At 66.3% G+C, this 12290-nt stretch carries 9 protein-coding genes; 5 read left to right on the top strand and 4 right to left on the bottom strand.

The window, feature by feature from the left end:
* Positions 1-49 precede the first annotated feature (49 nt).
* Together CFB46_RS36045 and CFB46_RS23980 are read right to left on the bottom strand one after the other, a co-directional pair.
* Positions 50-862: a phage tail tip lysozyme gene (locus CFB46_RS36045; protein WP_089501500.1), complete on the bottom strand. Its 813-nt coding sequence runs from the start codon at positions 860-862 to the stop codon at positions 50-52.
* A 266-nt stretch (positions 863-1128) separates the two neighbouring features.
* Entirely contained in the window at positions 1129-3414 is a 2286-nt protein-coding gene (locus CFB46_RS23980; RefSeq protein WP_227789612.1) for a hypothetical protein, read from the bottom strand.
* A gap of 198 nt (positions 3415-3612) precedes the next feature.
* Here CFB46_RS23980 and CFB46_RS23985 point away from each other — a divergent pair, with 198 nt between their 5' ends.
* The gene (locus tag CFB46_RS23985) at positions 3613-4413 is read left to right on the top strand and encodes a hypothetical protein (protein ID WP_227789611.1); all 801 of its coding nucleotides are present in this window, start codon (positions 3613-3615) and stop codon (positions 4411-4413) included.
* Positions 4414-4611: 198 nt separating this feature from the next.
* On the opposite strand, the gene CFB46_RS23990 is transcribed toward CFB46_RS23985, so the two are convergent.
* Positions 4612-5079 (bottom strand): lytic transglycosylase domain-containing protein, encoded by a 468-nt coding sequence (locus CFB46_RS23990; protein WP_089501501.1) that lies wholly within the window; start codon positions 5077-5079, stop codon positions 4612-4614.
* A 174-nt stretch (positions 5080-5253) separates the two neighbouring features.
* On the bottom strand, positions 5254-6690 hold the full coding sequence (locus tag CFB46_RS23995; protein WP_089501502.1) for a helix-turn-helix transcriptional regulator: 1437 nt from the start codon (positions 6688-6690) through the stop codon (positions 5254-5256).
* A gap of 766 nt (positions 6691-7456) precedes the next feature.
* Between CFB46_RS23995 and CFB46_RS24005 the strand changes: the two genes are divergently transcribed.
* From CFB46_RS24005 to pilP, 4 genes are read left to right on the top strand one after another with little or no spacing between them, the layout of a single operon-like run.
* Positions 7457-8647, top strand: a complete 1191-nt coding sequence (locus CFB46_RS24005) for a toxin co-regulated pilus biosynthesis Q family protein (protein WP_227789610.1) — start codon at positions 7457-7459, stop codon at positions 8645-8647.
* Positions 8647-10380 (top strand): PilN family type IVB pilus formation outer membrane protein, encoded by a 1734-nt coding sequence (pilN, locus tag CFB46_RS24010; RefSeq protein WP_089501505.1) that lies wholly within the window; start codon positions 8647-8649, stop codon positions 10378-10380. The genes CFB46_RS24005 and pilN overlap by 1 nt, the downstream gene beginning before the upstream one ends.
* Before the next feature lie 24 nt (positions 10381-10404).
* Positions 10405-11721, top strand: a complete 1317-nt coding sequence (pilO2, locus tag CFB46_RS24015) for a type 4b pilus protein PilO2 (RefSeq protein WP_089501506.1) — start codon at positions 10405-10407, stop codon at positions 11719-11721.
* On the top strand, positions 11711-12289 hold the full coding sequence (pilP, locus tag CFB46_RS24020) for a type IV pilus biogenesis protein PilP (RefSeq protein ID WP_027782670.1): 579 nt from the start codon (positions 11711-11713) through the stop codon (positions 12287-12289). Before pilO2 ends, pilP begins: the two co-directional genes overlap by 11 nt.
* Position 12290 lies beyond the last annotated feature (1 nt).

A 12290-nucleotide genomic window follows, 5' to 3' on the forward strand; every position in this document is an offset into this window, starting at 1 on the left:
GGCGGGATCGTGCGAGCTTCAAACGCCCCAGGGGCGGACGCGTTCGCGTTCAGAGACCTTGCGCGAGGAATTGCTCGGCGTACTTGTTGCGGTTTTCCATTTGCGGATCGGTGGCCTGTTCGTAGTCCTTGTCCCAGACCAGTGCCGCTTGTTCCGCCGTCGTCGTCTGCTTGATGTCCGTGATCGTCTTGCTGTACGTCGTGTCGAGTTCCTGATTCATGAAGCCGATGTTGGCTTCGAGGCTGCCCGGGTCGAGCCCGTGCTGCTTCGCATAGTTGATTTCGCCTTGTTTGCGCGTGCCGCCCCATTGTGCAAGACCCCAACCGTTGGCGTTGTCGTCCGCGAAGTTGCCGGAGGGCGCGCCTGTCGCTCCGCCTTGATTGACGTTGCCTTGCAGCCCGCTTTCCTGCTGCAGGTTGCCGAGCACGCCAGCGACCTGCGCGTCGGTCAGGCCGTAGCGCGATTTGAGATCCTGTGCGATGGCGTGCGCGGCGTCGCCGCCCGATACATTGGGCAGCGTGTTGCCGTTGCCGCCGCCACCGCTTCCACCGCCGCCTATTCCCGGCGACGCGCCGCCACCGCCCTGGCCGCCACCGCCGCCACTCATGCCCGCGGGGGCGCCTCCGCCACCGCCGGCATAGGCGGGCGGCGCGGAGTACGAAGGCGTACCGCCGCCGATGCCGCCCACACCACCCGCATCGCCTGAATTCTGGCTGGAGGGGTCGAGAATCTGCTTGATTTCTTCGATGAGCAACTCGAGCAGTTGTGCGAGCTGCGATTCGTTCGTGCCGCCGATGCCGCCGACATCGTCGATGCCGTTCAGATAGCCGGCGTTATAGCCTTGCACTGCCGTGGTGGACATGATTTTCTCCGCGTGAGAATGACGTTATTCATCAGCTGCCGATGGAGGGCCGATAGCGGCCGCCTGCGAAACCTAATTTATTGCCCGGCGCTTACGGCGCCTTGACGGATGCGAAGCCGTCGCCGGATTGCCGAACCGCCGAACCGCCGAACCGGGTGGCGGCCGCGATGCCGATGCAAGCGGCTTGCGGCAGGCGAGCCGCCGCGCCACGGATGCGGCCACCCGCACGAACCTTTCGTTTCGCTAGCTCGGCACGGCCCGTGTGATCAGGCGGTCGTGCGATGCATCACGCCGAGTTCCACCGCGTTGTCGGCGTCGACCGTTCGCCGCTCGTTCGACCGGTTCGACGGGCTCGACGTGCTCGCGGCAAACGGCAGGCATCCCGCGATGATGAGCAGTGCGCCCAACGCGTTCTCCGTGAAGTTCTTATCGCCGGCGGACCAATCGCTTCTACCCCCCACCGCGTGATTGACCACGGCGGTGGCCGCATAAAGGGAGAGGAACAGGCTGAGACGCGCGATTCCCGCGCCGGCCGCCTTGTCCCCGAGCTGCCTGGCCGTGCTGGTTTCGGATGTGTCGATCTTGCCCCAGCTCAGGCGCAGCGACTTCAGTTCATCGAGCGCCTTGCCCGTGAAGCCGTGCGTCGAGATTTCCGAGGCCACGCGTCCCCCGATCGCATCCAGCCCCTCGCCGGCGGCATTCGCTGCCGAATAGCCGAACAGGCCTTTGATCGATGCGTTGGTCTTCGTGTGGTGAATGAGGCTGTCGACGTAGGACGTGGCCGACCATTGCGAGCTGGCCTGCGCGGTGTTCACGGCGAGCTGGTTCACGAAATACGGAGCGCCGTTGAGCGCCTGGCCTCTGACGGGGCGCTCGTAGCCTGCGTCGTGATTGCCTTCGAGCGGGCGGAACACGTTGATCACGTCGCGCGCCAGATATGCGTACGATTTGATCGCGCTAGGCAGCATGCCGGCGAGCTGCCCAAGATGCCCGTTGCCCTCGTCGTTCTTGCCGGCATGGGCGGCGAGCCCCACCGTCATTACCAGTGCGATGAGCTGCGCACCGTGGCCCGCGTAGGTCTTCTTGTCCGCGGTGCCGGTGTGATACTTGTGCAACATCGCGACCAGGTTGCCCATCGCCGCCGCAGTGAACAGCGAGGCCGTGATGACGCCGCGTGTTTCGGGCCCGGCGCCGGTCTTGTCGAGGACGGCTTCGGTCGCCATCGAGCACAGCTCCCGGAAGAGCGTGGCGCCGCCGGTCGCGACGAATTCATGACTGAACGCGTTGACGAGATTGGCCGTCCACCCTTTGAGCGGTTGCGCGGCGCCGTAGGGGTTCCGAGTCAGCATGTCGCCGACGTTCGAGATGAACGACCGGATTTGCCCCGGCCGGGACAGCGCGGCCGACAGGTGGTCGCTGATCGCGGCGGCCGATGCCGGACGTATGTCTTCGGGTTCCGCGACCGCCGATGTCCCGGCGGGGGCCAGCGTGCGGGTTTCCAGGGCTATCCGGGACGACGAACTCGGAACGGTTGTCTCGGGCCAGATTTCGGAATCCTGAATGTCGGTATCGTGCGCGACGAGGTGAGGCGCCGAGAAGTTGGCCGGATTCGGGGAGAGCGGGCTCCGGGACGTCGTGTCGTGCTCCTCGGGCAACGAAGGTGTCTCGGGTAGGCGCGACGATGACGCCTCCGCGTGGGAAGGCATCGTGAAAGTATTTTTTGCCGGCACGGGTTTGTCTTCGGGGGGCTCGGAAACAGCTTTTCCCAGCGCAGGTTTATGTTGATCGAAGACGGGGCTGGACGGAGCGGATGACGAGGCGTCCGATGCGGCGCGGTGGAGCAAGGCCGGGTTCGCCCCCTTGTCGAGCGACAGCGTGCCGGCCGCGCGGGACGTTTCGGGTTTCGATTCGGCCTCGCTCGTCGTCGCGGTTGTCAGCCCCGTGGCGTCCTTCTCGTGCGGCAGCGGGCTGGCCGAACGCGACGTGGCCGGTTGCTTGCCGGCAGTTTTCGTTTCCACCGGCTCCTGAGGTCGAACGGGCGCCGCACTGTCGTGCCGCGATGCCGGCGTGTGTGGCTGCAGTTCCTCGTGTACGGGCAATGCTTCGCTCGACTGCCCGCCCCCCGACAAGTCGAGCACCGACACCGTCTCGTCTCCCAGGGCTGCACGTTGAGCGTCCAGCTTGCCCGAACCGGGCAGCGACCGTGAGCCTCCACCGTGGCGGCCGATCGCGGAGCCTGACGACGATGATGCGCGCGGAGGCAGCGAGTTGCGCCTGACGGGCAACGATGCCGGCAGCGCCGGCGATGGGGGCTGCGCCGTCCCAGCCGGTTGCGATGTTGTCGAAAGCGGGCCCGCCTGCGCCGGTGCATGGGTGCCGGTATGCGCCGGAAAGGCGGGTGCATTGCTCAGCGCACCGAGCAATGCGCCGCCGGAGGGGCGCGGGCCGGGCATCGATGCGCTTCGTTGGCGCGGGGCCGGCGCGGGCTGCGTGTCGTTGCGCGGGAGGTCGAGCGATGAAGACCGTACTTGCGTGTTATTGCTGATCGGCATGACGTTTCCTTTCGGTTGATTTCGATCGTTCGACGTCGCCTCGCGACAAAGGCCTCGATGGACTTGCGCGCTGCCTCATCGCGTCCAGGCGGTCGCGACGTGCCTTCGCCCGTCGATTCCGTCTTCGCGCTTTGCGAACGTGGGTTCTCGTGGTGGAAAGGTAAAACGACATCACGGTGACAGCCTGCCGATTCCGAAGTGGCGTGCAAAAAAACGCACGTCGATGCCAGCGCCGGTGCTACGACCGCGGATCTCTTTGCGCACTTCATCGCATTTGCCGCATGCGCGCTTCGCAATTTCGCTCGCCGCGTCGCGTCGCTTGCGTTGCGCAATGCCGTGGCGCATAAGCTTGCGCTTGCATTCCTCGATATCGCTCCGCGTGAGTGGGATGCGGGGACCGTGCCGCACCGACATCGAGCGATGTTGCTGGCGACGGAAATCGTCATGTCACTCAAGGAGTTCGCCATGAACAACTTAGGAATTCGGCCGGGGCTCGTCCAGTCCCGTGTCGCGGAGTTCGAGAAAGGGACGAAGAACGGTGCGGCCGACGGCGCACAAAAGCAATCGCCCGCGCGCAGCAAAGGCCAACTGGACGGGCTATCCAGCTTCAAGGGGGCCGATGGCGCGCCGCCACCTCCGCCTCCGCCGCCCCGCAACTTTGCCAGCCTGCCGGGGCGCGCGGGGAACGTCGGCGCACAGGTGCTGAGTTCGGCGCTTCATGCCGGAAGTCACTTTCTGCCGCCCGGCGTCGCGTCCACCGCCATGCATGCGGCGGGTGACATCGTGCGTCCATCGGCCCTTGGCGCAGGGGACCCCGTGACGCAAATGGCTGCGATGCAACACGACTTCATGAAGCAGCAAAACGAGATGACGCGGCTCAACAACGCGAACACGATGGCGGCCGCGGTCAACCAGCAGTCGCAGGAGCTCACGTCGGCGCTGGCGTCGGTGGGCAACAAGGGCGCCAGCAACATTTCGAACGCCGCCAAGGGGCAGTAACGGCTGCAGCGGGCCGCGGCGTTTTCGCGCGCGGCTCGCGAACGCCCCGGTCCGATCGTCCACGCTTTGTTCCTGCTTCGTCCCCGCTTGGCGCTTGCCTTGGCGCTCGCGATACGGGACGACTTCCTCATGCAACGTCGCTTTCTCTCTCGATGACGTTCGCGGGCAGCCGGGTCTCCCCGGCTGCCCCTGCTCGGTCTACTGCCCGTCATCCGCCAGCTTCATGCGCTCGACGATGCGTTCCACCGAACGCGCGTAGCGGTCGCGCTCGGCAGGTGTCTCCGAATGGTAGGCGCCGATCGCCGCCCAGGTATTCCCGTACTTGACCATCATCTTGTGCAGGTGCCACGCAGCCACGTAGACGCTCGAGCATGGGTTCATGAGGTCGTCCGCCGAGACGCCGTAGCGCGACAGCAGCGGAAGGTGAATCGAGTTGATCTGCATCATGCCGTAATCGGTCGAACCGTTCCGGTTGCGATGGAGCGCGTTCGCATTGGCATGCGATTCCTGCCACGCGATCGCGCGCAGCACGACGGGGCTCACATGTTGATAGGCCGCGGCCGCCGCAAAGCAGTCGGGGGTCTGCGCGCGCACGTCGGCGGGCCGCGCGGACAGAACGGCAAGCGCCAGCGCGAGCGCCGGCTTGGGTGTGAATAGTCGCATCATGGATCATCCGGTAAGAGCAGCGGTGCGGGAATCGCTTCGCACCGACGTGCGAATGAAAACGCCGTCCGACCCACGCGTTTGCGTTTCGTCGGACGGCGTGGGCGGAAAAATGCCGCGGGCCGGCCGTGTTACCGATCGGTGGTGCAGGCGCTTTGGCGCCGCACACCGCTGCCCTCAGCGGCCCATCGTCTCCGAGGGCGCTTCCTGGAACACGCGCCGGTAGCCGTTGACCAGCGTCGAACGATGGCGCACGCCCCACTTGTTCGCGACGTCGAGCACGCGCGTGGCCGGTGCGCCGTCGTCGAGCAGATCGTCGCGAATGCGCTCCATCCGCTGGCGCCGGATCAGCTCGCTCGGCGACAGCCCGAGGTGGTTCTTGAACGCTGCCTGCATCGCGCGCTCGGTCACGCCCACATGCGATGCCACTTCGCGCACCGAAAGGTCCTTCTGGTCGAGGTTGTCCATCAGGTAGCGATAGGCGCGGCGGTATTTCGCCGGCAGGCGGGCGCTCACGTCGTCGGAGCGCTGCGCCGTGCGCGATGCCTGCATGTGATCGGCCGCGGCGGCGGGCATCGACATGCTGTCCGAGCGCACATGCTGAATCGAGGCGAGCGCGTAGCGGCCGTAGAACTGTGCGAATTCCTGCGTGCGCATCTGCTGCTGCATGATCTTCGCGCGGCAGTAGAGGTAGTCGAGGTACCAGCGCGCATGCTGGCTGCCTTGCGAATTCGCCGCGCCGGACGCATCGAGCATCGCTTCGGCCAACGGCGTCGCGTGGCCGGCGATCGCGGCCAGCGTGATTTCGAGGCACAGGCTGCGGTGATAATCGTTGAGGCCTGCCTGGCGGCTCCAGCTCACGTATTGCTTGAGCGTTTCGCCCGCGCTCGTCCGGCCGTCGGCCAGCGAAACGAGCCGGTTCAGGTGCGAGAGTCGTTCGGCCAGCAGCGGCAGCGCGGTCCCGGCGGGCTGCGAGCCGGGTACCGGTGCCTCGCTCGGCTCGAACTCCGCGATAGCCGAGCGCCAGTAGATGTGGTCGGCGAGTCGCTCGGCACCGTGCAGTTCGTGCTGCGCGAAGAGGTCCCGCCGCAGCGCCTCCACGAGGTAGCTCCAGCGGCGATCGTCATGCGTTGCCGCCAGCGCGGCCAGCTCACCGAGGCGATGGCACGCCGCCTGGATCAAGCCCAGATGAAACGAAACGAGTGTCGCACCGACGAGGCTGTCGAGACGCTGGCGCGGCGTGGCTGCCTTTTCCTCGCCGACACGTTTGAAGCAACTGAGCGCGACGTTGAACTGGTTGCGGAACAAGGCTTGCCAGCCGGTATTGCGGCACGACGCGATCCGCAGATCGTCGCGATGGGCGCGAATGGCTTTTTGCGCGCGGCGATACGTTTCCTCCGCTTCTTCATGGCGGCCGAGCATCAGCTCGAGGTCGGCGCAGACTTGCAGCAGTGCGTAGCCGGGCTGAGCTTGCGCCGTGTCGGTATCGGCATGGCGTGCGGCGTGGCGGACAGCGTCGAGAAACTGGCCTTGGAGCATTTTCGAGGCGACGTCCGCAGGGGTGTCGTCGAAAGCGAGGGCCGAGGCGGCGGCGAAGTAGATCGTTGAGAACATGTCGTGCTCCTGACTCAATGAGCGATGCGTTACGCGGCGTGAAACGATTCGTGAAGCAGTGAGAGCATGTTTTCATCGCGGGCCGATTCAGTCGCGTGTTTGTGATGGTTTGTTACCTTCGGCTCGGCATCGGCATTTGTCGGAGAGGGCGGTGCCGCGGTGGACTTTCACGCACGAGCGGGAGGCGTGCGTCGCGGTTGTTTGATGATTTGTTACGTTTGCCGCGCCGTGCGCTGTTTGGCGCGGTGCACGGCGAGCCTGTCTGCGCGACGAAGGCGTCGTGCGCTCCCGTCACGATTGGAAGAGCGCCATGAATCGGTTCGCGCTTGTTTATCAAGAACGATTAAACATTGGAGTCTTAATCTCAATCCGACTCACACACGGAAATTCGGATATCTCCTGCGCGGCACCCAATTGGCGACTCGCCCGCGAACGGTGCCGTAGCACATTATTGTATCTGGCATATTTCCACGGGCCGCGATTCCACGATTCGCGTCGAAACGTTCCAAAAAGCGTGTCGGATGCCGCAGCGCCTTGCTGGGCGGGGATTGTGTCGCGAGGACGACGCGCTCGCGTCAGTGCCTGTATCATCCATGCCGGCCGAGAATGAATGATTTTCCGCGAGTATTTTTTTACTTAAAGGTGCGGTTTACTTTGTCGTAAACATTCATTGAGCTGTAGTGCTATCCTTACGCGTCGTTACTGTTTTCTTACAGAATTTCTTTCGAATTCCTGACGCCTTTCGGTACTGCTTTCAGGGCAGCTATTGACATGGTTCAAGCAGATTGAAAAGAACGTGGCAACAAAAAAAATAGAGCTTCCGGTGCGTCCGAGGTGCGTGAGCGACAAGAGGTGGAACCGGGCGAGGGCGAATGTCTGGAGAGCGGTGATGCCGTTGGCAATTCGGGCGCTGCCGTGCGGCGTCTGGTTCGCCTGCACGGTCGCGCACGCTTCCGATCAGCAAGTCATCGTCGACGGCGGGCAGCGCCTGGGCGGCGTCGTGCGCTCGGGCGGCCACGACGTTCCGCTGCTGCGCGCGCTCGAGCAGATCATGCCGACGAGCTACAGCATCAATGTGCCGAACGCGGGCGCATGGGCCGACGCGCCCGTGAGCTGGCGCGCCGGCTCGTCGGTCGTGCACGCGCTCGGCGAGGTGCTGTCGGGCGATCCTGCGCTGCAGGCGCGCATCGATACGGATATGCGTTTGCTCACGGTGACGGCGCATGCGCGGCGTGCAAACGTTGACGCGTCGCAGCCTTCCTCGCCTGCGCCCGGCGCGGCCTCGCGCATGAACGGTGCTGCGACGAATGCGTCTTCCACCTTGCCCACGGGCGCGGCGCCGATGGCTCCCGCGGCGGGACTTGCCATTGCACAGGCGCAGACCGTGGCGCAGGCGCGCGTTTCGACGTCGACGCCTGCAACACCGGCATCGGCTCGCACACCGGCGGTCCCGCCCGTGCCGGCACCGGCGCCCGCTCCGGTGATGTCGCCCGCACCGGCAGCCGGGCCGGCCATGCCGGCATCGGTACCCGCACTTGTTTCAGCACCGCCGCGAGCGCAGGTACCCGCGCCCGCCAAGCGTGACGCCATGGCGCCCCCGCTGCTCGCCGCCACGCAACCGGCGTCCGGCCCGGACTCGCCGGCGCCGTCGTCGGCGGCCGCCGCGACGCCGGCGTTCGTACCCGCCGCGCCGCCCGAGCGCACGGAGTGGCAGATGCGCCTGTCGGACGGCTCCGTGCGCAATGCGCTCGCGCGCTGGGCGAGCGAAGCCGGCTGGCAATTCATTTGGGACGTGCCGACCGATTTTCAGGTCGACGCGACGGCCACGATACACGGCACGCTCGCCGAAGCGCTGCGTCAGGTGACCAATGCGCTCGCCGGCTCGCAGGTGCCGATTCAGGTGGTCTTGTACCAGCGCAACCGCGTCATGCGCGTCGTTCCCAAAGGAGCAAGTTGATGAGCGTCCTCCGTCGTCCTTTCGTCATCCTTGCCGCATGCCTCTCGCTGCTCGCGGGGTGCACCGGTCTGCTGGACAAGATCGAGCGCAACTCGCAGGCCGATACCGCGCGTGCGGGGCAATTGCTCGGCAAGCTCTCGAACGGCGACAACCGCGCGGTGCCGGGCAGTGACGGCGTCATCGTCAAAGACGAACTCTGGCTTTCGGGCAAGACGATCAAGATCGCGACGAAATCGACGCTGCCGAAGCTCTTCGACGAGCCGGCGAGCTTCGACGGCACGGTCGATTCGCTGCGCATGTTTGCCGATCGCATTTCGCGCCTCGCGCACCTGCCGGCCAAGGTTGCGCCGGGCACGAGCGAAGCGGCCGCGCGCGCCACGCAGACCGCGGTCGATACGGGAGGCGCCGGCGCGTATCCCGGCGTGCCGCCGCTGCCCGCCGGCCTGCTGCAGGGGCCCGCGCCGAGCACGAGCGCCGCGACGGTGGCCGCACGCGTGCCGAGCGTATCCTCGCCCGTGCGTATCGCGTATTCGGGCGGCACGCTGCGCGGGCTGCTCGACACGGCGTCGGCGCGCTTCGGCGTCTACTGGAAGTACGAGGACGGCGCGATCGTCTTCTTCTACACGGCCACGCGCGTCTATCAGGTCGTCGCCATTCCGGGCGACTCGAAGCTGGATACGAACGTCGTGAGCGGTGCGAGCAACAGCGGCGGCGCGTCGAGCAACAGCGCGGGGGGCGCGGGCGGATCGGGCGCCGGTGGCGCGGGCATCGGCGGCGGAGGCGGCGGGACGTCCGGTTCGCCGTCCGTGTCGTCGGACAACACCGCGAACATCACGATGAACGCGCAGCTCTCGGTGTACAACGGCTTGCAGACGGCGATCAAGGCGATGCTCTCTCCGGTAGGCTCGGTCATCACCTCGCCGGCCACGGGCTCGATCTCGGTCACCGATACGCCCGATGTGCTCGAGCGCGTGGGCGAGTTCATGGAGCAGCAAAACCGCGTGCTCGCGCGGCAGGTGCTCGTGAACGTGACGGTGCTCTCGGTCACGCTTTCCGCACAGGACAGCTACGGCATCAACTGGCACGCGGTCTATCAGGCGCTCGGCACGCAGTTCGGCATCACCACCGCGTTCACGAGCATGATCCAGAACCCGAGCGAGCTCTCGGCCACGGTGATCACGCCGTCGAGCCGCGCGTCGAGCACGACGGCCATCATCGATGCGCTTTCGACGCAGGGCACGGTGCACCGCAAGACCTCGGCCTCGATCACGACGCTCAACGATCAGCCCGTTCCCGTGCAGGTGGCCGAGCAGCAAGGCTATCTCGCGCAGATCTCGACGACCAACACCGTCAACGTCGGCAGCCAGACGTCGCTCACGCCGGGCACGATCACGACCGGCTTCAACCTCACGGTGCTGCCGCACATCCTCGACGACGGCACGATCATGATGCAGTTCTACAGCAACATTTCGTCGCTCGTGAACCTTGTGCCGTTCGGCCCGACGAACCAGCAGATCCAGCTGCCGACCGTCGATACGCGCAACTTCCTGCAGCGCATCGCCGTGAAGTCGGGGCAGACGCTCGTCATCAGCGGCTACGAGGGCATCACCGATCTGGATAACCGGCAAGGCGTCGGCCATCCGTCGAACTATGCGATGGGCGGGTTCAACGCCTCCGGCACGCGCGAGGTGATCGTCATCCTGCTTTCGCCGATCGCGATCAACGGCGCTTGACGCGCGCTCGGGCACAGGATCCATATGGCGACGCAAATCATCGAGATCGGCCGCCAGCGTTTCATATGCGGCCTTTTCTGGCAATCGCTGTCGCGCCGGCACGCGCTGCGCGCGGAGGCGGTGGAACTTGCCGCGCGCCTGAATTTCGATGCGATGGTGCTGCGTATCGACCGCACCTTCGCGGGCGCGGGTTTCGCGAGCACGCGCGAGGGCGCGCAACCGGGCTTGCCGTCGCTGGGCGCGCTCGTGTCGAAGACGATCGCGGCCGAAGGCGCGTTCTACGACGGGCGCCAGCAGCCGGCGCCGAACTGGCTCGGCGCGTTTCATCTGCCCGACGGGCGCTGGGCCTACTTCGCCGTGCGCGACGGCGCGTTCCTGCCGAACGGCGATTGGATCGGTTCCAGCGAAGAAGTGTTCGAGCGGCTGCACAGCGATTACAGCCTCGGCGGCTGGAACGTCGTCATCGGCGATCCGCAGCTGGAAGTGCAGGGGTTCCACAACTTCTACGCGCGGCGTATCGAGGACATGATCCCGCGCCGGGGCGGCAAGCCGAATTTGCCGCGCTGGCTCAACCTGTCGCGTGTCTCGCGGCGCGCACCGCGGCGCGAGGTGCTGCTGGTCGCCGTTGCGATCGTGGTGGTGGCCGCGGTCGTGGCCGGCATCGTCGCGTACCGGCGCCATCGTATGGAACTCGAGCGGCAGCAGGCGTTCGAGCGGATGCGCGCGGAGCTCGCGCTGCATCCGCCCAAGCCCGCGGCACCGCCCGAAGCCGCGCACCCCTGGGCCGGCGAGCCGCGGCCCGATGCGTTCGTTCGCGCGTGCCTCGATCACTTCACGCACATCGCGCCGGGCGGCTGGGAACTCGACGACTACGTTTGCCGCGCCTCGAACGTCAGCTACAGCTGGTCGCGGGGCGGATCGAACGTGGCGATGTTGATGGCGACGGAGCCGCGCGCGACGATCGACGGCAACGGCGAGCATGCGAGCTACGTGGAGCCGCTGGCATTGCCCGTGGGGGGAGACGAAGTGCTCGATGGCGTGCACGGCGTGCGCTTGCGCATGCTTTCCGCCTTCCAGTTGCTTGGCATCGGTCTGACGTTCACGCTGCAGCCGGCAAGCGCGCCGCAGCGCAGCCTCGCTTCGCAAACGCTGGACCGGCTGCATCCGGGCGGCGGCCCGCCCCCGGCGCCGAGCTGGCAGACCTGGCGCATGTCCGCGCAACTGGGCGACGTGCGGCCCGACAGCCTCATCAGGTACCTCGACGAGCCGGGCGTGCGCGTCGAGACGCTTTCATACAAATCCGGGCAGTGGACGCTCGACGGAGTGCTTTATGAGAAATGACGAAGCATGGACTGTGCTGGTGCTCGCCTGCTGCTGCGCGTGGCCGTTGGCCGCGTTCGGCGAGGCCAGCGCCGCAGCTGCCGCGGCCGCCGCGCCCGCTGAAGCGGCGCCGCGCATGAACGTCGTTCCGACACCGGCCGCCGTGCAGGCCGCCAACGAACTGATGCGGCTACAGGAGGAAACGATGATCCTCAAGGCACAGCTGAAAAAGCTCGATGCGCAGGCGCAGGTGGCGGAGCGGCAAGAAGCGCTGCACCGGATGGGCAGTACCGTCTCCTCGTATTCGGACGTGTCGCTCGTGGCGACACAAGGGCTCGGCAAGAAGCTCGGCGCAACGGTGGCGACGAGCGACGGAGCGGAGTTCGACGTCGGGCCCGGCGATACGCTGCCCAACGGCATGCGCGTGGCGGCCATTCGCCCGGGTGCGATCGTCCTCGCATCGCAAGACGGACGGCGCACGACGCTGACCGTCTCCGCGAGCGCGCGGCAGCAGCCCGCCCGCAACCTGGCGTCGACAGGCTCGCCCGGCGTGCCGCCGCTGCCTGCTTTGCCGATGCCTGCGAGGTGAT

This window comes from Burkholderia sp. HI2761 (assembly GCF_002223355.1).
Classification (GTDB): domain Bacteria; phylum Pseudomonadota; class Gammaproteobacteria; order Burkholderiales; family Burkholderiaceae; genus Burkholderia.